General features: G+C 45.5%; 21 protein-coding genes and 3 pseudogenes. 5 read left to right on the top strand and 19 right to left on the bottom strand.

Features of this window, described 5'->3' with window-relative positions; genetic code table 11:
* Positions 1–370: 370 nt before the first annotated feature.
* Positions 371–517: a hypothetical protein gene (locus AC058W_RS11675; RefSeq protein ID WP_242859363.1), complete on the top strand. Its 147-nt coding sequence runs from the start codon at positions 371–373 to the stop codon at positions 515–517.
* Positions 518–1,040: 523 nt separating this feature from the next.
* Here AC058W_RS11675 and AC058W_RS11670 read toward each other — a convergent pair.
* The 10 genes from AC058W_RS11670 to AC058W_RS11625 form a co-directional block, all read right to left on the bottom strand.
* Complete coding sequence (locus AC058W_RS11670) at positions 1,041–1,199, bottom strand: hypothetical protein (protein ID WP_182474230.1); 159 nt, start codon at positions 1,197–1,199, stop codon at positions 1,041–1,043.
* Positions 1,200–1,251: 52 nt separating this feature from the next.
* A complete protein-coding gene (locus AC058W_RS11665; RefSeq protein WP_479390102.1) occupies positions 1,252–1,533 on the bottom strand; it encodes a hypothetical protein in 282 nt (93 codons plus the stop codon).
* A gap of 178 nt (positions 1,534–1,711) precedes the next feature.
* A complete protein-coding gene (locus AC058W_RS11660) occupies positions 1,712–3,334 on the bottom strand; it encodes a recombinase family protein (RefSeq protein ID WP_071431012.1) in 1,623 nt (540 codons plus the stop codon).
* A gap of 107 nt (positions 3,335–3,441) precedes the next feature.
* Positions 3,442–3,627, bottom strand: coding sequence for a hypothetical protein (locus AC058W_RS11655; protein WP_004849804.1), 186 nt, complete (start codon positions 3,625–3,627; stop codon positions 3,442–3,444).
* A 270-nt stretch (positions 3,628–3,897) separates the two neighbouring features.
* Positions 3,898–5,238, bottom strand: a complete 1,341-nt coding sequence (locus AC058W_RS11650) for a virulence-associated E family protein (protein WP_009321442.1) — start codon at positions 5,236–5,238, stop codon at positions 3,898–3,900.
* A complete protein-coding gene (locus AC058W_RS11645) occupies positions 5,123–5,863 on the bottom strand; it encodes a CHC2 zinc finger domain-containing protein (protein WP_014079457.1) in 741 nt (246 codons plus the stop codon). Before AC058W_RS11645 ends, AC058W_RS11650 begins: the two co-directional genes overlap by 116 nt.
* A gap of 47 nt (positions 5,864–5,910) precedes the next feature.
* Positions 5,911–7,383, bottom strand: coding sequence for a MobQ family relaxase (mobQ, locus tag AC058W_RS11640; protein ID WP_074104019.1), 1,473 nt, complete (start codon positions 7,381–7,383; stop codon positions 5,911–5,913).
* 2 nt (positions 7,384–7,385) lie between these two features.
* The gene (locus tag AC058W_RS11635; RefSeq protein WP_008816380.1) at positions 7,386–7,703 is read right to left on the bottom strand and encodes a DUF3847 domain-containing protein; all 318 of its coding nucleotides are present in this window, start codon (positions 7,701–7,703) and stop codon (positions 7,386–7,388) included.
* A gap of 286 nt (positions 7,704–7,989) precedes the next feature.
* Entirely contained in the window at positions 7,990–8,193 is a 204-nt protein-coding gene (locus AC058W_RS11630) for a hypothetical protein (protein WP_004614949.1), read from the bottom strand.
* Positions 8,194–8,340: 147 nt separating this feature from the next.
* Entirely contained in the window at positions 8,341–8,565 is a 225-nt protein-coding gene (locus AC058W_RS11625) for a helix-turn-helix domain-containing protein (RefSeq protein ID WP_024726897.1), read from the bottom strand.
* 302 nt (positions 8,566–8,867) lie between these two features.
* On the opposite strand from AC058W_RS11625, the gene AC058W_RS11620 reads away from it, so the two are divergent.
* Complete coding sequence (locus tag AC058W_RS11620; protein WP_008816376.1) at positions 8,868–9,908, top strand: DUF6076 domain-containing protein; 1,041 nt, start codon at positions 8,868–8,870, stop codon at positions 9,906–9,908.
* Positions 9,909–10,132: 224 nt separating this feature from the next.
* Here AC058W_RS11620 and AC058W_RS11615 read toward each other — a convergent pair whose 3' ends face one another.
* The 6 genes and pseudogenes from AC058W_RS11615 to AC058W_RS11590 all read right to left on the bottom strand — a co-directional run.
* Positions 10,133–12,511 carry an ABC transporter permease gene (locus AC058W_RS11615; RefSeq protein ID WP_117447644.1) on the bottom strand — a complete coding sequence of 793 codons (2,379 nt, stop codon included), beginning with the start codon at positions 12,509–12,511 and terminating at the stop codon, positions 10,133–10,135.
* 14 nt (positions 12,512–12,525) lie between these two features.
* Positions 12,526–13,191 (bottom strand): ABC transporter ATP-binding protein, encoded by a 666-nt coding sequence (locus AC058W_RS11610; RefSeq protein ID WP_002586595.1) that lies wholly within the window; start codon positions 13,189–13,191, stop codon positions 12,526–12,528.
* Positions 13,192–13,380: 189 nt separating this feature from the next.
* A complete protein-coding gene (locus tag AC058W_RS11605) occupies positions 13,381–13,800 on the bottom strand; it encodes a nuclear transport factor 2 family protein (RefSeq protein ID WP_044946403.1) in 420 nt (139 codons plus the stop codon).
* A 26-nt stretch (positions 13,801–13,826) separates the two neighbouring features.
* Positions 13,827–14,859 (bottom strand): annotated as a pseudogene (locus AC058W_RS11600) (sensor histidine kinase).
* Positions 14,856–15,548, bottom strand: a complete 693-nt coding sequence (locus tag AC058W_RS11595; protein WP_117447642.1) for a response regulator transcription factor — start codon at positions 15,546–15,548, stop codon at positions 14,856–14,858. The pseudogene AC058W_RS11600 and the gene AC058W_RS11595 overlap by 4 nt, the downstream one beginning before the upstream one ends.
* Positions 15,549–15,768: 220 nt before the next feature.
* A pseudogene (locus AC058W_RS11590) lies at positions 15,769–15,888 on the bottom strand (helix-turn-helix domain-containing protein); the annotation flags it as partial.
* Positions 15,889–16,158: 270 nt separating this feature from the next.
* On the opposite strand from AC058W_RS11590, the gene AC058W_RS11585 reads away from it, so the two are divergent.
* From AC058W_RS11585 to AC058W_RS11575, 3 genes are all read left to right on the top strand, one after another.
* On the top strand, positions 16,159–17,169 hold the full coding sequence (locus AC058W_RS11585; RefSeq protein ID WP_118247465.1) for an ABC transporter substrate-binding protein: 1,011 nt from the start codon (positions 16,159–16,161) through the stop codon (positions 17,167–17,169).
* A gap of 254 nt (positions 17,170–17,423) precedes the next feature.
* Positions 17,424–18,536: an ABC transporter ATP-binding protein gene (locus AC058W_RS11580; protein WP_117676117.1), complete on the top strand. Its 1,113-nt coding sequence runs from the start codon at positions 17,424–17,426 to the stop codon at positions 18,534–18,536.
* A gap of 144 nt (positions 18,537–18,680) precedes the next feature.
* Positions 18,681–19,769: a PucR family transcriptional regulator gene (locus AC058W_RS11575; protein ID WP_118411158.1), complete on the top strand. Its 1,089-nt coding sequence runs from the start codon at positions 18,681–18,683 to the stop codon at positions 19,767–19,769.
* A gap of 165 nt (positions 19,770–19,934) precedes the next feature.
* Here AC058W_RS11575 and AC058W_RS11570 read toward each other — a convergent pair.
* The 3 genes and pseudogenes from AC058W_RS11570 to AC058W_RS11560 form a co-directional block, all read right to left on the bottom strand.
* A pseudogene (locus tag AC058W_RS11570) lies at positions 19,935–21,420 on the bottom strand (glycoside hydrolase family 32 protein).
* A gap of 117 nt (positions 21,421–21,537) precedes the next feature.
* A complete protein-coding gene (locus AC058W_RS11565) occupies positions 21,538–23,211 on the bottom strand; it encodes an extracellular solute-binding protein (RefSeq protein WP_119244549.1) in 1,674 nt (557 codons plus the stop codon).
* Positions 23,212–23,226: 15 nt separating this feature from the next.
* Positions 23,227–24,038, bottom strand: an 812-nt coding sequence (locus AC058W_RS11560) for a carbohydrate ABC transporter permease (protein ID WP_479390101.1), incomplete at its 5' end; no start/stop codon positions are given.

The following is a 24,038-nucleotide window of genomic DNA, read 5'->3' as shown; positions in this document are numbered from 1 at the left end:
GCTATATTTCATAACCATGATCAGCTAACAACACAGAATGAGAATTATTATGTACACTCACTTATTGCTTATTTCGACCGTCCAATTTTCAAGAGCATATTGTTCTTTTTTTCTATTATAATATATTTATTGTATCAGAACAAGTGTTTTTGTGATTTTTTATGAATTTGAGCAGACATGCTCGAATGTGCAATTCATCCCATCACCTATAGGACGCCACTGAAAAACTATTTTTATACACATTATATAGTAGATTAAAACAAATAAAAACACTTTATATTGTACTGCTTTATGCAAAATAAAGACTTTTTCAGTGGCGTCCCTATAGAGGTGAGGGAATTCTTGCTACGGTTGTTAAAGGAGTATCTGCATGAAAAATAAAAAATGGATCACGCTGGCAGCTGCCGTTGTGCTTGCTGTGACTTCACTTCCTGTGACAGCATTTGCAGAGAAAAAAGACAGCACAGATGATAAGATGCTTACAAAAATCACTTTAAATAGCGCGGAGAATCTATAAAAGAAGTGGCGGAAATACCAGCAATGATATTTCCGCCGTTTTTACAACTCTGAATATCCTATCCAGAGCTACTTTGTGTTCATAGTATATGTTTTACAATCAAGTTTTATGAAATGTAAAAAGGAACTCGTCCAGAGCCCCTTTCCTTTGAATAAGTAATAATATCTTTCTCACTCCGGAAAAAGACTTCTTTGTACTTATATAATACTGGTTCAATTACTCCTTGTCAATATCTATTTTTATCTTTGTAATGTGTTCTGTCAAAGAAAGTTACTGTTCACATGATAGTATATTTATTGTTTACAAGTTGGTAGGTTCCGGTTATTATAAATCTAAGATTATTTGAGGTGTTAAAAGAGATGCAGGAGCCGCGACGCCTGCCAAATAATTTCTTTCATCTATAAATGCTCTGTTCCGAATGGATAGAGCTTTTTATTTTGCAATAAACATAATCAGAATCAATACTTTGCTAATAGTTTTTCCAGGGTTTATAGCCTTTCATATAAGCAAAGTCTTCTTCATTTTAGAAGCCTGCAATCAGTTCTTTTTTCATTTCTTCAGCATATGGATTTTCTGCGTCTTGAAATTTTATATGTTTATATAATCTTGATTTCTGAAAATCACAGATTGTATCGACATTTTCCAGCTTTTCATATGCTTCTTCTGTTTTTTCCTGTTCCATGTATAATTGTCCAAGTTTTAGTTTTTCATGGGATCATAGTCGGAAAAATAATTCAGATATTTTTCTGCCATTTCATAATTCCCTTTTCGCAAGTAGAATCCGAACAGAGAATCTGCCGCATGGTGCTGGATTTTTCATCCTTGTCATTTAGTGCTATTTCGTACCAGAAATTAATCTGTTCGTCGTACTTATCGGGGTGCTCACACTGACCTATGATTCTTCGCGAGTCAAGCATCACCGCCACCTGCCAGATTAGCATGTTGCAGTTAGGGTAATCTTTTATGATATTTACTGCCCATTGATAGGTTTTTTCGTAACCTTCTACCGAAAACATTTTGTCCATTTCTTGAATAAGTTCTGTAATTTCAACGTCTGTCAGATTTTCATGAAAAGACAATAGGGTATCAAGGGAAATATGTAGCAGCCTTGCAATAGGTGCTAACAGTTCAATATCTGGATTGGAGTTCCCCGTTTCCCTTAATTAAAGATATTGTTGGGTAAAAAAAGAAAGGTCAGTCGATTTTGCCGATGAAGCGGTAGTAGATTTCTACTTCCTGCTCACGGCTTCCATCCTCGCCCTTGACAGCTTCGTGGACGGTTATTTTTTCAATTAGAGTGTTCAGAAGTTCGGCGGTCAGCTCCACAGGGTTGACATACTGTTTCATTAGGGCAATCCACTTTTCAGCATCCGCTGCGGTCTGTACGGCGGCTTCCATCATTTCGTGAAGCTGTCTTATTTTTGTTTCAAGCTCCTTTTGCTCGTTCTGGTACTTCTCGGACAGCATATTGAAGTTATACTCGGTTATGCGTCCGGCAGACCAGTCCTCATACATTTTAGCAAACAGCCCGTCAACCTCGGCTTTACGCTTCTCTGCCTTTTTCAGCTCCGCAGCCTGCTTTTTCTTCGCAGAGTTCCTTTCCCTGTCGCTGACATTGAGCAGCCGTTTCAGCAGCTTGTCCTCATCTTTCTGTGCCAGCATAGACCAGTATTGCAGTCTTGCAAGCACATAGGCATACAGTACATCATAGCGGATATAGTGCATGGAACACTGGCGTAATCCCTGTCCGTTCTTGCTGCAATGGTAGTACCCGTATGGGTTTTTGTTCTGCTTGTTTTCCCCATAGGCTAAAGACCATCCGCAGTCTGCACATTTTATCAATCCTGCGAAAATCTGTGTCGTACCGTTTCTGCGTTTCCTGCGTCTGCTTGCAATCAGCTCTTGAACTTTTTGGAACACTTCTTCGGAAATGATGGCTTCGTGGGTATTTTCCACACGATACCATTCTTCCTGCGGCTTCCGCACCTTTTTCTTGTTCTTGAATGAAATGTTGCTCTGCTTGTTGTGAACGCTGTGACCGATGTAGGTTTCCTCTTTCAAAATGCTCTTGACCTGTGCAATCGTCCACGCATAGGCTTTTTCTGCGGGCGCACCGGCGTAGATATTGGCGAAAGTCCCGTATCTTTCATAGTTCAGCCAGCCGGGGGTAGGTACTTTTTCCTCCACCAGAATCCGTGTAATGCTGGCGGCTCCACGCCCGTGTACAGCAAGGTCAAAAATCTTCTCTACAATCCAGCGTGTTTCCGGGTCGATCAGAAGATGACCTTTTTTGTCCGGGTCTTTTACATAGCCCAGCGGTGCATAGGCTCCATAGTGTGCGCCATTGGCAAATCTTGTGTGCATGGCAGCCTTGACCTTTTTGCTGGTCTGTCGGGCGTGCATTTCATTCAGGATGTTTAAGAACGGTGCAAGCTCGCTTTCTCCGTTGATGGTGTCCACATTGTCATTGATGGCAATGTAGCGTACTCCCTTGCTGGGGAAATAGATTTCCGTGTACTGACCGGTCAGGATATAGTTTCTTCCCAGACGGGATAAGTCCTTTGTGACAACGCAGTTGATTTTCCCGTCTTCGATGTCATCAATCATCCTTTGGAAACTTGGACGCTCGAAATTTGTCCCACTCCATCCGTCGTCAATGTACTCGTCTACAACGGTCAGCCCATGCTCTGCGGCATACTGTCTAAGCATCATGCGCTGGGTCTGGATACTGCCGCTTTCCCCCTGTAATTCATCGTCACGGCTCAATCTCAAATATAGTGCAGTGTTATAAATCGTTGTATTGTATGGTTGTTTCACGGTTAAAAATCCTCCTTCTAAAAGAAACAACCCACGCTTATACAATACTCGCTGGTACAAGTATATCATAAGCGTGGGCTGATTGACAGTCGTTATTCCGTATTTTTTCAGGAAGCGGCGGCAGCGTGCTGGATCACATCTTCCAGCAGGCTGTCAAGCGGCTTCCCATCCTGTGCGAAATGCTCCGATACCTTGATACGGACTTTCCCCATGACAAAATACTGGGTGCCGTCTTTTTCGGTAAGCAGGGTGCCGCTGTTTTTGTTATTGCTCTCGTTTTTGCTTTTTGCCATAGGCAGTTACCTCCATAAATGAAATATGCCCGACAAGGGAATGTCAGACAGGTGTACAGCCGCAGACTGTCTCCGTGTCAACCAAACCGTGTCAACCGGCAGAAAAGACTTTGAAAACAATCCATAGGCGCTCTATTATTACTTTTTACTTTTTCTTTGATTTCTTGGTTGACATGGTTGACAAAGGAGAGAAATGCCCCAAATATCAGGCTTTTCCCCGTCAACCGGCTGTCAACCAAAGCGTCAACCAAACTGTCAACCGGTGGCTTTTCAGAATGGAAGTTCCATTTGCCGGGCTTCTTCTTCCGTGATTTCCTGAAAACCGTCCCCCTCCGGCGGAGCTTGGTTGACACGCTCCCAGCCTTTTTGAGAACCGTATTTCTTATACCGCTTCGGGCTTTTGTAGGCTACCCAGCCCTGTATGATGCCGCCCGCAATGCCGGTATTCATAATCTCGCAGATTGCCCGTGTCTCCCAGTCTGCCGGGGAATTTAAGTTCCCCAGCGCTTCCTCATAAAGCTGCTTGGAACATACCCTGTCGCCGGTGTAGTCCTCCAAATAGGCGTAGATCATGCCGGCCTGTGTGTCTTCCTGCATAAAGTCCTGCTGGTGGGCGTTCAGGTATCGGTTCATTTCCATGCTGAATGACAGCTTATACTTCCCACTGCGATAAACCGTCATGGCTTCCGCCCACATCTGTTCGATATACGCCCTCGCCGCCGCTTCATCGTCCAGTATGTGAACCTCCGCCCGTTCCGGGTACACCGTCACGGGGAGAAAGCGCCGGTTGCCGGTGCGGTCACGGGGCAAAAAGTCCTGCCGGTTGGTCGTCCCTCCAAATACACATTGCCGCAGCCGGTCTGCCGGATGTGTCTCATACGGCACTTTGTAGGTTTCTTTCTGGCGGCTTAAGAATGACTTGATTTCCTCAATACTCTTGGCGTTGGCTGTGGCAATCATCTCCGACATCTCGATAATCCAATGCCCTTGCAGCTTGCGGTACACATTTTCATCGTCCAGCTTTTTCAAATCGTCTGAAAACCATTCGTCCCTGCCTGCCAGCAGCCGGAAAAAGGTAGATTTCCCGGCTCCCTGACCACCAACCAGACAGAGCATGACCTCAAACTTGCTCCCCGGTCTGAATACCCGCCGGATGGCTCCCATCAGGAACAGTTTCAAGGCTTCATAGGTGTATTCGTCCGTATCGGCTCCCAGAAAGTGATGCAGGGCGTAACGGATGCGCTCTGTGCCGTCCCATTGCAGGCTGTTCAGGTAATCCCTGACTGGATGGTAGCGGTTTTCATTGGCAACAATCTTGATGGCGCTCTGCACCTTTTTCTCGCTGGTAAGCCCGTAATTTTCTTCCAGATACAAAAGCAGGTAGTTCATGTCCATGTCGGTCAGCGTGGTACTGGTGCGCTCCCAGCCCAGCGGCTTCACAATGTCAATCTGCTCCGTCAAAAGGTTCAGGCGCAGCGCCCCGCGAAACAGAGGGTCACGCTGGAACACCGTCAGGCAGTTTCGGATGCTGTTCTTCACGCCGCCTTTCTGCGTCCCCTCTAATGTTTCCCGGATTTCTGCCGGTGTCTGCGCCGGTTCCATTGTGTCCATCGTCCTTTTGACCGCTTCCTGCGTTTCCGGCGGCAAGCTCTGAAATTCGCTGTTCAAGCCGCAACACCTCCTTTCCCTGTGCGGCGATCAATGCCGCTTTTTCTTCTATTTCTCCGTATAACAAAATATCCAAAAGGTATTCTGTGTAGCTTATCCTCTGCAACGCTTCCACAAAAAGAGGATGCCAGATGGCATCCTGCGGCTGTGGGGCGTGTGCTGTTTTCCAATGCTCCAGCAGGCGCAGATAATCGCATAGCACCCGGAAACAATACCGTTCCGTTTCCTGAAATCTCTGCTCCGCTGATTTTTGTCGGGGCTGTGACCTGTTGTGACGCTTCCTATCTGGCGGCGCATTGCCGGATTTCTCATAGGAAACGCCGAAGTCCTCCGCAAGCCTGACCGCAGCTTCCCGTTTCCCCAATCCATGCAGCAAAGCGGCAAAGTCGATCACATCCCCGGAAGCCCCGCAGCCGAAGCAGTAAAAGCGGCTGTCCACTTTCATGCTGGGCGTGCGGTCATTGTGGAATGGACAGCAGACCATGCCGTTTCTCCCCACCCGGATTCCATAGAATGAAGCAGCCTGCCGAGTGGTAACAGACTGTTTCACCGCTTCAAATACATTCAAATGCTCCCTCCATAAAAATACTGGTAGCGGTAAAGCTGCCGATTATATCATAGCTCCATCTCATGTTTCTTTCTCTGTACTGCCTGTGGCTGCTCCCTCCGGCGCAGTGCGGTATCTACGGCGTTCTGCACCTGCCGTAGCCGTATGACTTCCTCCCGGAGTGGCTTGTGCTGCGGAGACAGTTCGGCATACTCTGTTTTTAACTGTGCGTATTCCTGTTTCCATGCTTTCAGGGCAATGGGTTTTCCGTCCAGTTTTTCTTTCAAAATACGGCGGGCGGCATAAAACAGCCGTAACTCCGCATCGTGGGATGTTTCAAATTTCTCCCTCTGTTTCTTAAACTTGATATTGTTCAATTCCGTATGAACAGGTTTTAGCCGCTGGTAATTCTCGCCCTCCCGTATCAATTCCTGCAATTCCTTTATCCGGGCAGATTTCTTTTTCATGGAGTCGCTTAACGCTTCAAATTCTTCGTTGACAGAGGAAAGACGCTCCTGCAAATCCTCTAATGTGAGCAGCTTGTTTTCCGTCAGATAATTGACGGCTTCGGCAAACTGCTTTAAGTTTCCGGTTCTGGCTTTATTGCTCCATGCCCCTGCGTTGCGCTGGTTGTAATAAGCGATCAACAGGTCGGCAAGGCTCGGTGTCTGCGGTTTGGAAAGTTCTTCTTTTACCTCTGCCATCCAGACAAACAGGGCTTTGATCTTCTTCCTCACATCCTGCATGAGCCGGTTGGTGGCTTTAATCCAGCGGTTCAGTTCCCCTTTCTCGGTGCGGATGCCCTTTGCTTCCATCTGCCGGACATTAGCTCCCTCGTGGACAGTAGGTATCAGGTCAAGCCCCTGCCGCACATAGGAACGGTGGTCGATACGCACATCCAGCCCTTTTTCCTCAAATTTTGTATTAACGGCAGCCGCCCACTGCTCCCGCCAGTGTTCCAGCGTTTCCGGCTCATGCCAGTCTGTTGTATGGACAGCGTTAAACATATAATCGCCGTTTTTATCCCGGATTCGGTTTCCATCTTCATCAAGAAGATATTCCCGACGCTGTTTTTGTCCCCATGTGCCATCCGGGTTCAAAGGGCGCATGGTTGTCATCACATGAAAATGCGGGTTAGGGATGCCGCCGTCCTCTTTCTCCGGGCTGTGAAAAGCAAGGTCGGCAATCATGCCTTTTGTCACAAACTGCTCCTGTACGAACTTCCTCGCCAGCTCCATGTTTTCTTCCAGCGTCAATTCATTCTGCATGGCAATATCAAAGGAATAGGCAAGCTGTGCTTTTGGATGTTTCTCGCAGTTCTCCACAGCATTCCAGAGGGTCGCCCGGTCAAGATATATTTCCGGCGCATGGGGCGGCAGCATGATTTCCGAAGCGATCACGCCGCCCTTTTTGGTGTAGTCGCTGACTTCTCCATAGTAGCTGCTGTAAAGACGCTCCCCGGCTCGATAGGCTGCGCTGGCAATGGCGCTCTGACCGGCGCTGCGCTTGATCTGTGCGATTGAAAAATGATAAAGTGCTATCCTTAGTCACCGCCTTTCTCCTGCCCGGAAATACGGGCGTGGTTCTCTGTGGCAGACCGGATGAAATGCTCCGCCTGCGGCAGATTCAAAATGCTTTCCATGAGGGAATAAAATTCCGCTTCGGATAGCTCCTTTGTCTGTGGTGCAATGCTCTCAATAGCTGCCCCACGGGTAATCAGCCGGTGCGTCCTCTGTTTCCGGGAACCGCTTTCCAGATACGCCTGCCGGTTTTTCAAACGCTGCATTTTCCGTTTTTCCTGTTCCAGCAGGACAGTGGTTTTTTCATATTCCTGCTTCAACTGTTCCAAAGATTTTTCCATGTTCTCACATCCTTTGCTGATAAGATAAAGAAAGACCATCCGCAGACAGTCCGTGTGTCAGTGCTTCTATAAAACCCGATGAAAAGGGAAAACCGCAGAGCGGATTTCTCTTTGCGGCGAGTACACAGGGGATAGCCGCTTTAGCGGCGCAAGGGGGTGTAGCCACCTTGTCGGAGCGAAGCGAACGCAGACCTCGGATTGCTGATTTTATCAGCGGCAGAGGTAAGCTCCGCAGGACGCACGATACATGGTCTTTAGACTATGTATAGAAGTGCGCCCTTAGTTCCTAAGGGATTTTGCCGTTTCCGGCAGTCTTGTCCTTTTTCTTGGAACGCTTGGAAAGATACTTCGGGCAGTCAACCACAACCGCCCGGAAGCTCTGTTTACATTCGTGCTGGCATTTCCGGCACAGTTCGTTGTAAGTGATACGGCTGCGGTCATTTAAGAAGAAAGACCATTCCAACCGCCGCTTGTTACTCATTCTTGCCATAACCGGCTCCTTTCTCCGTTTCTATCTGATGTACGCAGATAGGCTGTTTTGATGTAGCGTCTCGGTATCATTTTTAAGTTTTTTTCCCTCTGTATGCCCCTTTGGAAAGTGCGGCAGTATTGCAAGTCAGGGAATGATACCTCACGCTTATTTGTCGCTTCCCGGTACGGTTTCGGAGCCTTTTGCCATCCATTCAAAGAAAGCAATTTTGCTGACCTTGATAAGTCTGCCCCTGCGGAACGCTGGAAAGCCGGGTGTGTGTACCAGCTCATAGGCGCTCGCTCTTGAAATTCCCATAATCCACTGAATGTCCGCCACATCCAGAACCAGCGGTAAATCCTCGTAGCTGTTCAATCTCTTTTTATCGTTCATTCTGTTCCTCCCATAAATCAAATAGGTTAAAATGCTTCCTGTTGCCGTTCTCCCCAAAAGCCGTTTTCCTGCCCCATTCCTGCGGTGTTTCCCTGCATTGGTGCGCCGAATGCGTCACTTCTCCTGCCGGTCATATCCCTTTTGGACGGTCATTCACTTGTCAAGGTACTGTGCGGTACGAAATTACCAACCGCAATCATCATAGCGTACTATCCTTGACAAAACAATGATTCTGCGATACCATGAGTGTAACGGATATAACTGAATTATATAATTACCATAAACAAAGGCAGGGGATAGGGATGGAGAATCAGTTTATACGGCATGAGCCATGTTTTGAGAGGATTTTGTTTGTCCTGACGCTGGACAGGAAGAAAATGAAAGAGCGGATTTTGATTGGGGAAGAACAGCAGATCCGCTTCCGTCTGAACGGGAGCCAAAACGCAGAGGTGCTTTGTGATATGACACGCCCACTGGGAACTTTTTTGATAAACTTTGAGCGTGACACGGACAGAGACTGGAACTTATACGGGCTTTCTCCGCTGCGGCAAGCTCTCCACTCCAACCGATGGAAACAGCCGGAGCTGGAGCAGGCGGCAAGCGAATTTCTTTGGGAGAAATATCTTAGCAACGACCCTCTGAAAATGTATGTGGCGTTCCGTATCTGGAACAGCTATCTGCTTGCCAGAGAACCCCGTGACCGTAACGCTGCCTGTGACCGCTTCATGGATAAAATGAGCAGACTGACCGGGGTATTCCAAAACGAAACCATGAGCTTTGACAGGGAGACAGGAAAACCGAAACAATTTCAAGCTGGCAGCCTTTATTTCAAAGGCGCACCGTCAGAAGATACCCGGCTTGACCTCTGGTTCCCGGACAACCGGCGCACAGAAGAATGTGTGTCTGCCTATGCGTCCCTCTACCCGTTGATTACCTATTATCTGAACAGGCTGAATGACTGGGGGCTTTGCTTCCGGCGGTGCAAGGTCTGTGGAAAATATTTTCTGGCAAAGAGCCAGCGGTATGAGCTGTGCAGCGACAAGTGCCGAAAAGCACAGGCGCTTCAAAACAAGCGGGAATTTGACGAGAGGTCAAGAGAAAATAACTATGACCTGCTTTATAAAAATGAATGCCAGAACTGGCGCAACAAAATAAACCGGGTAAAAAATACCGCAGGCTTTCCGGCTGACCGTCTGGAAAAAATACAGGCTTCCTTTTCCGACTTTAAGAAAGAAGCCTTACAGAGAAAAAAGGCTGTAAAAACAGGAACGGCCAGCCCGAAAGAATTTACGGACTGGCTGTATCAGCAGAGTAATGTAATTGTTGAGCTGACCGAGATATGAAAAACTTTCTATCGTCAATTTCGCATTATTGCAATAACAGATTGCTTCTTCCATGAATGGTAATATTATCATCAAACTTTTGGAAGAACTATAAATGTCCGAGGTGCCTTTGATTTCGACAAAAAAACAGGCTGAATTGTTACAAAGCTCGGACATTTCAAAAATTTTTTGAGAAATGGCGAAAAAAGCGGGGCAGCACACGCCGCCCCGCCAATCCCATACGGTTATTCCATCGCCCGCATTTGTTCGATCAGGGATTGCTTTTTCTGTCTGCGGATTGTCCATACAGACAAGATCAGTTCCATTCCGAACAATACCAGAATGAACAGTCCCATTTCCAAAACCGGGAATTTGTAAGGCACTACATTTCCGGCAAAAGCTCCTATACTCATTTTTCTGCAAGCAAAGATGGAAGCCGGAAGCCCAACGATCAGCGTCGCCAATGTTGCAAAGAGCGCATAGCACAGCCCCTCACAGATGTTCATTTCACATAGCTGTTTTTGTGTTAGGCCGATAGAACGCAGAATACTGTTTTCCTGCTTTCGGGCTATCTGGTTAGAGAGTGTCGTATTGATAAGGTTGATAACGCCAAAGAGAAATACCAACCATGAAAGTATCTCCATACTGCCAAACGCAAAAGAATTTGTCATTTCTTCATATTCAATCACTGTATTGATTTCATCTAAGGCAATATTACTATGGCTGGCAACAATATTTTTCAATTCAGCTCCCACATAGTCCGTTTTTTTCGGATCGTTTACAATGCTCCATGAATAGTCGAAAGAAGCGATTTCCGGGTGCAGTTCATGGAACAATGCTTCTGGTGCGAAAAAGAGTACTCCATCGAGGGCCAGTTTTCCATGCCCGGAAGGCGTCTTGTTGGAATCAAACAATCCTGATACAGTGACGGAAACAGGCGGTTGCCCCTCTCCAAAATAAAAGTCAACTGTTGAACCAACACCCATATCCTCATTCTGCTTTAGCACATTATAGTCAATTACAATACTACGGGAATCTTTTGGCATCGTTCCTGCTGTCAGAGCCGCTTCAACTGTTGCATAATTCTGGTCGGTCAGCATATCACACATACCACCGCTTTGGTAAATGTCCGTCTTAAGGGTTGCATAGAGAGATTGTCTGCTTGAAATTATATCTGTAACACCATCAATAGATAAGATTTCCTGTTTTAATTCTTCATTCAACGGATTTCCCGCTGCCATAACCTTTTCTTCTGTCATTTCAGAATCCAAATAAATTTTATAGTCGCCGTCCGGGAAAAACCGTCTTGCAAGCGCCTCTGGAGAACGCAGCAAAACAATGGAGGATACCACAAGCAGAATAATTCCGCCCAAACTCAATGAGGCTACAATAGCAACGGTCTTTTTTCGGTCACGCTTAAAATTCGCAATTCCCATTGAAACAGGATTGAGCTTGATATTCTTTTTTCGGCTTCGGATGTCCTTTTGTGCCGGGGTAAAACGGACGGCTTCAATCGGGGAAATCCCTGCCGCAATTTTTATCGGCTTACGGATGGAAACAGATACCATGATCCAACTGCTTATGAGTGTCAAAATAATCGTTGCCACATAGGAAACAGCATTAAATCCCTTGGGAAACAAAAGAAAACCGCCGCATACACCCAGCACTGTACCAATCAAAATCCCGATACTGCCGAGTTTACGCCCCTCCCGCTTTACAATCCGCTTGATTTGCTTTGGCGTTGCACCAATCGTCCGTAGCTGCCCGTAGCTCTTGATTTTGTCATTGATGGAGATACGGAAGATACTCTGGATCACAATATAGCCGCCGATCAGAACAATGGCAATCACGCCAGCCATCAGTGCAAAATCAAAGGATTTAGAAGCATAGGCAAAATACTTGCTGTTCATTTTGGGCATAGGAAGCTGATATTCCTCCGCAATCTCCCTGCAATAAGAGGTCATCAGTTCTTCGCCCAACTGGTCGCTGTTTTTGAAATGGACATAGGCGCGATAGCCAGTCGGGTCAAACCCTTTCCATCCTGTCAGGGCAGCGTTGGAAAGAATGATAGCGCAGGTATTCGCTTCTTTTTCATTTACGCTGTCCATAATGCCGGTAACGACATAATCACCATGAAAACTCTCTGTATCTAAGGTCACAGTGTCCCCGATCTTGGCATTGTTTCCATAGGTGGAAAGAAAGTATTCGCTTACAACAACTTCATTTGCTTTTTCAGGAACCCGGCCCTCTAACAACTCCATCTGCGCCTTGGTAATCTCCATCATTTGCGCGTCGCAATACACATAAGACGCATGATAGCCCTGTTCTGAAAGCTCCTCACCCAGCATATAGTAGCCGCCTACGCGCTCAAACTCCGGCAGTCCTTTCAGGGTTTCAATGTCGTTTTCCTCTACGCCCAGCCAGACCGCCTCATAAGTATCGACAACCTGATTGCGCTGCATTTGTGTCAGGGAGGTAGACACAATTCCCGTAAAGCAGATCAGAAATGCCGCCAGCGCAACGGCAATCACCACCATCAGATTCCGGCGCTTCTCGCTTTGCAAACTTTTCTTTGCCAGCTTCTTTGTAATGGCGCTGGTATCATTCTCAAAAGGCCATGTCATAGCCTGCCACCTCCTTACTCCACAATCTTGCCGTCCTCAATGCGGACAATCCGATCTGCAAGGCGGGCAATGTCGTCATTGTGCGTAATCATCACAACAGTTTGCCGGAACTCTGCACTGGTGCGCTTGATAAGCCCCAGCACCTCGGCGCTGGTCTTGCTGTCAAGGTTGCCGGTCGGCTCGTCGGCCAGCACAATAGCCGGTTTGGTAATCAAGGCGCGGGCGATAGCCACACGCTGCTGCTGTCCGCCGGAAAGATTGTTCGGCATATTTTTCAGTTTATCTTCCAGCCCCAGCAGATGAACGATCTCGTCCAAAAACTTCTGATCCACCGTGTCCCCGTCCAGCTCCACCGGCAGGACGATGTTCTCATACACATTCAGGATCGGAACAAGGTTATAGTTCTGGAAGATAAAGCCGATGTTGCGGCGGCGAAAGATGGTAAGCTGCTCGTCGTTCTTCTTTGCCAGTTCTTCGCCTCGGACAATCACTGTTCCGCTGGTGGGAGTGTCCAGCCCGCCCATCATGTGAAGCAGGGTGGACTTGCCGCTGCCGGAGGTTCCCACAACGGCCACAAACTCACCGTCATTTACGGAGAAGTTCACGCCGTCAAGGGCGCGGGTGATATTCGGCTTTGTGCCGTAATACTTTTTCAGATCAATCGTCTGCAAAACGCTCATACTCAAAACTCCTTTCAAGGCTTTCTGCCTGTTGATAAGGTCATTGTAAAACCCAAATGTCCGCGAAATGTTACAGCGGCCAAAAAATTTCATTGAAAATCGGGGTGAAATGTTACAGCGCTCGGACATTTCAAAAAAATTTACGGCGGGCAGCCGGAAATGGCCGTCCGCCGTAGCTCATGATCTGTTCTAAAACCAATTCGCCTTTTGATTTCTAAATTGAGGAGTATCGCTTTCTTGATAAGGATTGTAGGTATTACGGTTACACCCAAACTCTTTTAATGATTTTATTTTATTGTCCTCTGTCCATTCAATCAAAGAAATACCGTCAAATTCCTCTATATCCCCATTGTTCATTCCATTTTTGAAATACCACTCTACAATCGTTTGATTTTCTTTATGGAAAAATTGCTTGATTTCCCAAACTACCACCTTTCCACGGGTATTCCACTCCTGAAACCAATGTTTTACTGTTTTACGATTGCTATACTGGGGACACCAACTTTCTGTATAGAGTACATCTTCCGCAAAAATATCATCAATGCCCATATCTTTCTGATAAAGCCACATATCAAACCACAGTCGGATTATTTTTTCTCGTTCATTCATAATAGAAACACCTCGCTTGTTTACTTTCATTTTGTAGGCAGCATAATGGAAAATTCCGAACCCTTGCCCGGCTCCGAAACCACTTTGACATAGCCGCCCTGCCGCATTACAATCTCGCGGGCCAGATACAGGCCAATGCCCACGCCCTGCTGTTCGTGTACTTCTTCCTCACGATAGAAGCGCCGGAAGATGGCAGCCTGATTGCTTTCGGAAATGCCCTTGCCGGTGTCGGTCACTTTGATCTCCACATACATTTCCCACAGCACCACCGACACAGCGATTTTCCCGCCTGCCGGGGTGTACTTCACCGCATTGTCCAGCAGGTTAAAGAGGGCTTCCGATGTCCACTTGCTGTCATGGGAAACGGTCAAATCCTCCGGGCAGTCCACGGACACGGCGATTTCCTTTTTCTCCGCCGCATACACGATCCCACTCATGGCCTGCGCCAGCAGTATCAAAAAGACGGCCCAGCTTCTTATCCAACTGGATCACGCCTGTTTCCAGTCGGGAGGTTTTCACAAGGGCCTGAAAGAGAAAGTCCAGCTTATCCGTCTGGCTGCGGATTCCCCGGATAAAGTCGGTGCGCTCCGCCTCGGTCATGGGCTTTTCCAGCAGGGTGTCCGTCGCCATTTTCAGATTGCTTACCGGCGTTTTCACCTGATGGGAAATATCCGATACAAGGGTCTGTAACTCCTGCCGTTCCTCGTCCACCCGGCGGCGGTTCTCCTGCATGATCTGGTAAAGCCTTGCCAGCCGGTGTCCGATTCTGGCAAGCTGGGTTTCGCTGTCCTCTGGCCGCTGGGGCGCTTCATTCCCGGCGATCATGTGGTCTAAGGTCTGGCACAGGTCAGCGGTAAACTGCGACAGCCGCTTTCCAAACGCCTGCGTCAGTACAAAAATCCCCACAAGGGCGCACAGCAGCAGCGTCCCGCCTGTCAGCAGCACCGCAATCTGTTTTGTCACAAGAAACAGGGCTATGGTGATCCCGGACATGGAGAGGACAAGCTCCATTGCCACCCGGCCAAACAGCCGCTTTACCGAGAGGTTTTGAAACTTCATTTTGCCTCGCCTCCCGTCCATTGATAACCCATGCCGTAAACAGTCTTGATGTAGGGTGCGCCGCCGTCAGATTCAATCTTGCTGCGAATCCGGCTGATGGAGGTTGTCAGGGTGTGTTCGTCTACAAACCTCTCGTCTATATCCCACAGCTTTTCCAAAAGCTGCCCACGGGTCAGCACTTGCCGGGGATTTTTGCGGAACAGGTTCAGCATTTTATACTCCATCGGGGATAGGGTCAGGGGCTTGCCGTTTAGGGAAGCCGTCTGCTCCGAGAAGTCCAGAAACAGCCGCCCGTCGTCGTAAATGTCCTTGGCCGGTTTGTGGTGTTCCAGCATAGCGAACATGGCTTTGATTTTTCGCTGCAAGGCCCCGATCACAAAGGGCTTTGTGATGTAGTCCACCGCGCCCACCTCATAGCCCCGTATCTGGTCGCTCTCCTGATCGTTGGCGGTCAGGAATATTACGATGGTGTCCGGGTGCTGGGGCTTTATCAGCTTGCACAGCTCAAAACCGTTCCCATCTGGCAGGTTAATGTCCAACAGCACTAAATCAAATTCCCGCTGGCGGATGGCTTCGGCTGCGGTTCTGGCATTTAGAGTAGAAGTCACGCCGTAGCCGTCTGCGGTCAGGTTATAGGCTAACATCTTATTCAAAAAACTGTCGTCCTCGACAATTAAAATCTGCTTCATATCCTCACTTCCTTTGCTTTTTGCAGATAGTATAACAGGCAAATGTCCGAGAATTGTTACAAGGACAAATATATTTATCATATTACAGCTTTTTTATGTGTACTGCAATTTTATAAAAGAAAGGACAGCAGTATCATCAAATTGCTGTCCTTGCGGTTTATTATAGCTGGTAGTGTATAAGCGTGGGTTCATCATATTTGGTGTGGTATCTTTAACTATGGGAAACTCCGTTCTCCCATTTATTCACCGCTGGGGTAGTTACTCCTAAGCGGTTTGCCATTTCCTCCCGGGTGAAACCAGACACTTTTCTATATTTTTTTATCACACTTCCAATATTCATCCTAATTCTCTCCTGATTGAAATTTCAAAAGCTTTTGTGATTAAATCATAGCATGATTGGAAATTGGACACAATTGAATTGTTATTAAATAAAATTCATATTTTTTAACTAATGGGAAAGTTGATCGTGATTAGCAGTTGATTTTGGGGGCATATCCTAACAAAAGGAATCATGGAGGCTGTGTTTTGCGATACTTTGTATGTCCCCCCTGGTCACCAATTAATTAATTATGCATACTCTAACAGAAGAAGTCGGTAAAGGAGTGTCTGCATGAAAAATAAAAAATGGATTTCACTGGCGACAGCAGTCGTTCTGGCGGTGACTGCACTGCCGCTGGGAGTGTTTGCTGCAAAGAAAGATGAGGCGAAGCTTGCAAAAGTTACCTTAAATGAAGTAGCCCATTCCATCTTTTATGCACCGCAGTATGTGGCAATCGAAGAGGGATATTTTAAAGATGAGGGGCTTGATATGACGCTTATAACTGGCTTTGGAGCAGATAAAACTATGACTGCCGTCATATCCGGCGAGGCGGATATCGGATTTATGGGAGCAGAAGCATCTATCTATGCCTATCAGGAAGGAGCTACTGATCCTGTTGTAAACTTTGCACAGCTTACCCAACGGGCCGGAAATTTCCTTGTGGCAAGAGAAGAAATGCCGGATTTTAAATGGGAAGATCTGAAGGGCAGGAAAGTTCTTGGCGGCCGAAAAGGTGGCATGCCGGAAATGGTATTTGAATATATTCTGAAGCAGAATGGCCTTGACCCTCAGAAAGACCTTTCTATTGATCAGAGCATCGACTTCGGTGCTACTGCTGCTGCTTTTACAGGGGATAATTCGGCGGATTTTACAGTGGAGTTTGAACCGTCCGCCACTGCACTTGAAAAGCAGGGAGCCGGTTATGTTGTTGCCTCCCTTGGTGTGGATTCCGGTTATGTACCGTATACTTCCTACAGTGCGAAAACCAGTTATATGGAAAAGAATCCGGATATCATGCAGAAATTTACCAATGCCCTGCAAAAAGGCATGGATTACGTCCAGAAGCATACTCCGGAGGAAATCGCCAGAGTGATCGAGCCACAGTTCCCGGAGACGGATCTGGATACCATCACGGCCATCGTAAAGCGTTATTATGATCAGGATACCTGGAAAAAGAATCTGGTCTTCGGGCAGGAGGGATTTGAGCTGCTTCAGGACATTCTGGAGGACGCAGGAGAACTGAAGGAACGCACTCCATATGAAGAACTGGTCAATACAGAATTTGCACAAAATGCTTCCTGATATCTGACACAAATCCAGAAAAACGCAGACAGAATTTCGTCATTTTGTCCTGCGTTTTTCTCATGTCTTTTGACAGTTTGACGGAATCCCCGGATACTGATTCCGGCTTTTCGTCAGAATGTCAAAAAACCCAAAAAATCTTTGTACGATTCTTCCCTAGCCATCCCCCCTCCTTTTCGCTATACTATCTACAGATGAAAAAAACGAGTAATCAATCAGCAAAAACAATATGAATCTATTTTGGAGGAATAATCATGGCAAGCTTATCATTACAGCACATTAACAAAACTTACCCAAATGGTTTCCAGGCAGTTAAAGATTTCAATCTGGAAATCGAAGATAAAGAATTCATCATTTTCGTAGGACCTTCAGGATGTGGTAAATCTACTACACTTCGTATGGTTGCCGGTCTGGAAGAAATTTCCGGCGGTACATTAAAGATTGGTGACAAAGTTATGAACGATGTAGAGCCTAAAGACCGTGATATCGCAATGGTATTCCAGAACTACGCTCTGTATCCTCATATGACAGTATATGATAACATGGCATTCGGACTTAAACTTCGTAAAGTTCCGAAAGATCAGATTGATAAAGCAGTTCGTGAAGCTGCAAGAATTCTTGACCTTGAGAAACTTCTTGATCGTAAACCGAAGGCTCTTTCCGGTGGTCAGAGACAGCGTGTTGCTATGGGACGTGCTATCGTACGTAATCCTAAGGTATTCCTTATGGATGAGCCTCTTTCCAACCTGGATGCTAAACTTCGTGTACAGATGCGTATCGAGATTTCCAAAATCCACCAGAGACTGGGCGCTACAATCATCTATGTAACACATGATCAGACAGAGGCTATGACTCTTGGTACCAGAATCGTTGTTATGAAAGATGGTGTTGTTCAGCAGGTAGATACACCGCAGAACCTGTATCAGAAACCAGGCAACTTATTCGTTGCAGGATTCATGGGATCTCCGCAGATGAACTTCCTGGACGCTGTTATCACAGAAAAAGGCGGCAGCCTTGTCGCTAAAGTCGGCGAGCATGAACTGGCTGTCCCGGCTGCTAAAGCAAAAGCTCTTAAAGATGGCGGTTATGTAGGAAAAACTGTTGTTCTTGGTATCCGTCCGGAAGATATCCATGATTCACAGATGTTCATCGAAGCTTCTCCAAGCGCACCGATGACATCCGTAGTTAAAGTTTACGAGCTTCTCGGAGCTGAAGTATTCTTATACTTCGATGTAAACGGAACTCAGGTTACAGCACGAGTTGATCCTCGTACAACAGCTAAGACTGGCGATCCGATCAAATTCGCATTCGATATGGAAAAATCTCATTTCTTTGATAAAGAAACAGAACTTACAATCTGCAACTAATTTCAGGAATCTTTTAATAAACCCGGGGAGTTTTCCCCGGGTTTTTATGTTATAATATAGAATTGTCTGCCTGATTACCTCAATCAGACAATTTACAAGGATTGCTATAAGCTGACTTATACCCCAAAAGAAAGGACTGACCTAATGAAAATACAACAGATTTTACAGAAATGCCTGACAGACTGGAAGAATATCAGCCAGCTTGATTTCTGTCTGCTGGATTCTGATAACCATATCTTTCTCTCTACCTGTGACAAAAAACTTCCTGCAGAATCAAAGCTGGAAGAATTTCGCCAAAGCAGTGCCCTGTGTGTTTCCAATACAAGCTACTGCCTGTATAAGATCATGGAGAATCATTCTGTCTCCTACATTCTGATCGTATGGGGAAAAGCAGAGAATACTGCTACTATCGGAGAGCTGGCCGTATGCCAGGTACAGAGTCTCCTGGCTGCCTATGCAGAAAAAAGCGACAAGAATACCTTTATGCAGAATCTTCTCCTTGGTAGTTATTCTGATGTAGATGCCTTTAACCGCGCCAAGAAACTGCACATTGCAACTTCTGTTCAGCGTGCCGTATTTCTTGTAGAAACCAAACAGACCAAAGATGAAAACGCCCTCGCTACGATCCGGAATATTTTCTCTGCCCGTACCAGAGATTTCATCACTGCTATTGATGATACAGGGATTATCATCATCAGAGAATTACAGTCCACAGAAACTTATGAAGATCTGGAATCAATTGCATATATGCTTGTAGATATGTTAAACACAGAAGCAATGACTTTTGCATGGGTTGCCTACAGTAATCTGGCAGAGGATATTTCCCGGCTTCCCGATGCATACAAAGAAGCACATACAGCCCTTGAAGTAGGCAAGATTTTCTACGCAGATAAGAATGTATTCGGATATAACCAGCTTGGAATCGGCAGACTGATCTACCAGCTTCCTGTTTCCATATGCGAAATGTTTATCGACGAGATATTCAAAGAGGAAACTCTGGATTCTATTGACGAAGAAACCCTGATCACTATCCGTACCTTCTTTGAAAATAACCTGAATCTCTCTGAGACTTCCAGACAGCTTTATGTACACAGAAATACTCTGGTGTACCGCTTTGAGAAGCTTCAGAGAAAATTCGGACTGGATATCCGCGCGTTTGAGGATGCACTGACATTTAAACTGGCGATGATGGTTGTGGATTATATTAAATATTCCAAGAATCATCTGTCATAATCCTAAAAGCAAGTAACTTTTCGAAGCAGACAAATATTTACGAGGATTGCTATCGTTACTTGCTTTTGTATAATAAGCAGAATAATTTTCTCTATAACTCTCTATAATATAATAAAGGAATTCCCATTACAGGAATTCCTTTATCCTTCTGCAATTTCTGATATTTTATACCAGATCGTATTTTGTAATGTCCATTTTTACCTTTCCATTCGCCTGGAAGGAAATTCCATCTGCTTCCTGTTCTGTAAAGATTACCATGGACATTACCTGTTCACCGTCATTCACAAATACTTCCACACTATATCTGTCCAGAATCATACGAAGTTTTAATTCATCTGTCTTTCTATTTACCAGACAGCTTTTCTCGTGAACTACTGCTCTTCTGCTTCCGGAAAGTTTTCTATCCAGCTTTAACACCGAATCTTCAGGACAAAAACTTAATTCTGTATGGAATTTTTCATTCTGCGCAAAACATACTGTAAATTTTCCATAACCTGTTTCTTTGTCTTCCGGGCTGATGGCAAGCTCCATATCTATAGTACGTCCCTGTACCCCTTTAAGCATAACCGGCTTGTCTTTGACTACAACGTTCCTATATTCCGTTTTACTCTTTCTGATTGCATCCAGTTCCCGTACCGGTTTCTGATACAGTCTTCCATTCTTCACAGATAATTCTCTGGGAAGACTCATCTGCGCAAACCATTTTGACTCTTCGCATCGATGAGAAAGAGTATCCCAGTTCTGCATCCATCCAATCATGATACGACGTCCGTCCGGTGCTTCTACAGTCTGCATTGCATAGAAATCAATGCCATAGTCAACAGACTGATGGTTCTCTTCTTTTAATGTATGCGTATCAGGATCCATTTCACCGATAATACAAAGGGTTCCATTTCCACTGTAATATTCCATTCCTTCAGCCAGCATATCCTGCGGACTGGTCAGAAGAACATATTTGCCGTCCAGTTTAAAGAAATCAGGACATTCCCACATTTTCCCATATCGATTTTTATTCTCTGCAAGTATACTTACAAACTTCCACTGAAATCCATCTTCACTGCTGTAAAGGAGAATCTGTCCACTTCCATCTGAAGGACGGTTGCCGACCACACAGTAAAAAAGCCCATCCTTTCCCTTCCATATCTTTGGATCACGGAAATCCACCTTACTTCCGCCTTCCGGCACATCCTGTCCGGTAAGTACAGGATTCTTTTCATATTTCTTATAGTCTGTTCCATCTCCCACAGCAACTGACTGTGTCTGTATATCTCTTACAGTGCCATCTTCCAGAGTTTCATGATCTACAGATGTATAGATCAGAAGCTGCTGTCCGTCAGGCAGTTCTGCTGCACTGCCCGAAAAGCATCCAATCTTATCGTATTCTTCGTCCGGAGCCAGAGCTGCCGGAAGATATTCCCAATGCAGCAGATCTTTACTGACCACATGTCCCCAGTGCATACTGTCCCACTGTGTTTTATATGGATTATACTGGTAAAATAAATGATACTGTCCTTTATACCAGGAAAAACCGTTTGGATCGATTCATCCATCCTACATATGGGCTTATATGAAAAGCCGGTCTTTTCTCTGAGGGTATTTTCCGACCATTCACTGCTTCGTATTCTCTTGCCTTATCTAAAATACTCTTCATAAATTCTAACCTCTCGCTGTCTCTCCCGGACATTATCTGACCGGGAGAAATCATTCACATTTTCATTATTTTTCCCACAGGCAAATTGCCTGACAGTGCCATCAAAGGAACAGGTTTCTATTTCTGTTCAGCATAATATGCATCCAGATACTTCTGATAAATCTTCAGATAATCTTCCAGTCCATAGGAATCCAGACTCTTGAGATATTCATCCCAGTCAGCATCTGTAAATCCGTTCATGATCCAGTCAGATTTCTTTGCATTGATCGTTTTCTGAATATCAGCCTGAAGGTTGGACAATTCTTCTGTATCTTCTCTGTTCATAAATACGTTCGGATATACATATTCTGTGTGCATGTCCGGAGTAAAGTAGTCTTCAATCCAGTCAAGACGATACTGTGCATCATCCGGGCAGGTTACATATTTATCATAATATTCATCCAGAACTGCCAGCGGTCCTCCTACAGACTCTGCCTCTCTTACTTCTACAGGGGAAGCATCTCCAAGAGGTGCATGTTTCAGCATATCTCCGCCTTCTGCGTTCTTACTCATTTCGAAGATATCAAAGTCATCATCTTCGCCGTAAGTTCCCCAGTTGTTCTGCGGGGACTGTATCGGATCATACATCTGGTCTAACCATGCACATACAAGTGCCGGATTCTTGGCAACTGCTGTTACAACACAACGTCCACGGTCAAATCCACTTGTAAAGGAACCATTCTGCGGTGTCAGGTTTCTGGTATCTGCTGTAAGAACAGGAAGCGGAACCCAGTCTTCCAGATTGTCAATGTTTGCTACATCCCAGCTAAAGCATACGCCGTATCTTCCGGACTTTCCTTTGGATACATAAGTGGACCATTCCTGTGTAAATGCTTCCGGATCGATCAGACCTTCGTCATTGAGTTTGTTCAGCCATTCGATACCTTTTTTGTATCCTTCCTGTGTGGCAGAGCAGATTACTTTCTTATCGTCTGTAACTGCGATGTGTCTGGTTTTATCTGCATCTCCGTATCCTTCTCCAAATCCGTTGATCAGGATAGATGGGTCCTGGTCTCCATCATTTACAATACAGGACATTGGGATAATACTTCCATCAATACCAAATTCTTCCTGAAGTTCGGAGGCATGGTCACGGAATGCGATCAGAACCTGTTCAAATTCATCTACAGTTTCAGGAACTTCAAGATTCAGGAAATCCAGCCATTTCTTATTGATAAAGCTCATATTTCCCACTGTCTGGATTGCTGTTTTGCCTGAACCCAGCTGCTCGATCCACGGAAGTGCCCAGATATGTCCTTCTGTGTCTGTACACATGGTTCTGTATTCCGGATACTTGTCAAAAACAGCTTTCAGATTCGGCATATAAGCATCTATGTAATCTTCCAGAGCAATGATGATTCCCTGGTCTGCATATTTCAGAAGATCACTGTCACTGAAACCTGCTGAAAATACAAAATCCGATAATTCCTTGGGGTTTGCCATTGCAAGAGAGATCTTATCACTCCACTGGTCTGACTGGATCGCATTCCATTTTACTTCAATATTTGTTTTTTCCTGAAGACGTTTGAAGATGGTTCTCTTATTCGGGTCAGACTCTGTGTTTGCCGGATAGCTTGTCATACCGGAAATCTCTGTTTTTTCTTTCAGTGGAAATTCCAGTTCTGCTTTGTCTACTTCCTGAAATTCTCCGTCATTAAGTGCAACTTTGCTCTTTCCACATCCTGTCATGGAAGCCACCATACAAACTGCCAGTGCTGCTGCCATAAATGCTTTTATTTTTTTTGCTTTCATACTCTTCTCCTCTCTTTATCCCTTGATAGAGCCAGCCATAATACCGGCATCAAAATATTTCTGGAAAAACGGATACATTACCAACAATGGTAAACTTGATATAATAATTGTTGCATATTTCAGAAGTTCTGCGAGCTGTGCTCTTGCTGCGGTACTCTGCATATCTGAGATCATTCCTGACTCCGGCTGGTTCTGGATAAGAATAGAACGGAGAACCAGCTGCAATGGCTGTTTTGCAGAATCATTCAGATAGATCATTGCATCAAAGTAACTGTTCCACATTGCTACAAACTGCCATAATGCCAGCACTGCAATAACCGGTGTACATACCGGAAGAAGGATCTTAAAGAAATATACCATCTCATTGGCACCATCTACTTCTGCTGCCTCACGAAGTTCAGAAGGAATTCCCTGATAAAATGTTCTGGCAATGATCATATTCCATACGCTGAAAGCACCAGGCAGGATAACCGCCCACATGCTGTCCAGAAGTCCCAGGTTGCTGATCAGCAAGTATGTAGGGATCAGTCCGCCTCCAAAGAACATAGTGATCATAAAGATAACATTGAAAAATCCTCTTCCCTTAAAATCGGCTCTGGACATAGGATAAGCTGCAAACAGTGTGATCAGTACAGATACAATTGTAAAAATAACTGAATAAACTACCGCATTTTTAAACCCGATCCAGATCTGTGCATTGGAAATAACTCTCTGATAAGCTGTCAGTGTCCATTTGCTGAAATCAAAGGTAATTCCTTTATTCTGAAGAGTGATCGGGTCCATAAAGGATGCTACTACTATATAACACATTCGGCAGCCACCATCGC

The organism is Blautia sp. CGZ-1-C1 (genome assembly GCF_056504575.1).
The sequence above is the reverse complement of the archived record's forward strand: the minus strand, read 5'-3'. Positions and strand labels throughout refer to the sequence as shown.

What these genes read in the sequence shown, in the direction of transcription:
- AC058W_RS11675 (WP_242859363.1), top strand. Translation starts at nt 371, where the DNA reads ATGAAAAATAAAAAATGGATCACGCTGGCAGCTGCCGTTGTGCTTGCT.
- AC058W_RS11670 (WP_182474230.1), bottom strand. Translation starts at nt 1,199, where the DNA reads ATGGAACAGGAAAAAACAGAAGAAGCATATGAAAAGCTGGAAAATGTC.
- AC058W_RS11665 (WP_479390102.1), bottom strand. Translation starts at nt 1,533, where the DNA reads ATGTTTTCGGTAGAAGGTTACGAAAAAACCTATCAATGGGCAGTAAAT.
- AC058W_RS11655 (WP_004849804.1), bottom strand. Translation starts at nt 3,627, where the DNA reads ATGGCAAAAAGCAAAAACGAGAGCAATAACAAAAACAGCGGCACCCTG.
- AC058W_RS11650 (WP_009321442.1), bottom strand. Translation starts at nt 5,238, where the DNA reads ATGGACACAATGGAACCGGCGCAGACACCGGCAGAAATCCGGGAAACA.
- AC058W_RS11635 (WP_008816380.1), bottom strand. Translation starts at nt 7,703, where the DNA reads ATGGAAAAATCTTTGGAACAGTTGAAGCAGGAATATGAAAAAACCACT.
- AC058W_RS11630 (WP_004614949.1), bottom strand. Translation starts at nt 8,193, where the DNA reads ATGGCAAGAATGAGTAACAAGCGGCGGTTGGAATGGTCTTTCTTCTTA.
- AC058W_RS11625 (WP_024726897.1), bottom strand. Translation starts at nt 8,565, where the DNA reads ATGAACGATAAAAAGAGATTGAACAGCTACGAGGATTTACCGCTGGTT.
- AC058W_RS11620 (WP_008816376.1), top strand. Translation starts at nt 8,868, where the DNA reads ATGGAGAATCAGTTTATACGGCATGAGCCATGTTTTGAGAGGATTTTG.
- AC058W_RS11615 (WP_117447644.1), bottom strand. Translation starts at nt 12,511, where the DNA reads ATGACATGGCCTTTTGAGAATGATACCAGCGCCATTACAAAGAAGCTG.
- AC058W_RS11610 (WP_002586595.1), bottom strand. Translation starts at nt 13,191, where the DNA reads ATGAGCGTTTTGCAGACGATTGATCTGAAAAAGTATTACGGCACAAAG.
- AC058W_RS11605 (WP_044946403.1), bottom strand. Translation starts at nt 13,800, where the DNA reads ATGAATGAACGAGAAAAAATAATCCGACTGTGGTTTGATATGTGGCTT.
- AC058W_RS11595 (WP_117447642.1), bottom strand. Translation starts at nt 15,548, where the DNA reads ATGAAGCAGATTTTAATTGTCGAGGACGACAGTTTTTTGAATAAGATG.
- AC058W_RS11585 (WP_118247465.1), top strand. Translation starts at nt 16,159, where the DNA reads ATGAAAAATAAAAAATGGATTTCACTGGCGACAGCAGTCGTTCTGGCG.
- AC058W_RS11580 (WP_117676117.1), top strand. Translation starts at nt 17,424, where the DNA reads ATGGCAAGCTTATCATTACAGCACATTAACAAAACTTACCCAAATGGT.
- AC058W_RS11575 (WP_118411158.1), top strand. Translation starts at nt 18,681, where the DNA reads ATGAAAATACAACAGATTTTACAGAAATGCCTGACAGACTGGAAGAAT.
- AC058W_RS11565 (WP_119244549.1), bottom strand. Translation starts at nt 23,211, where the DNA reads ATGAAAGCAAAAAAAATAAAAGCATTTATGGCAGCAGCACTGGCAGTT.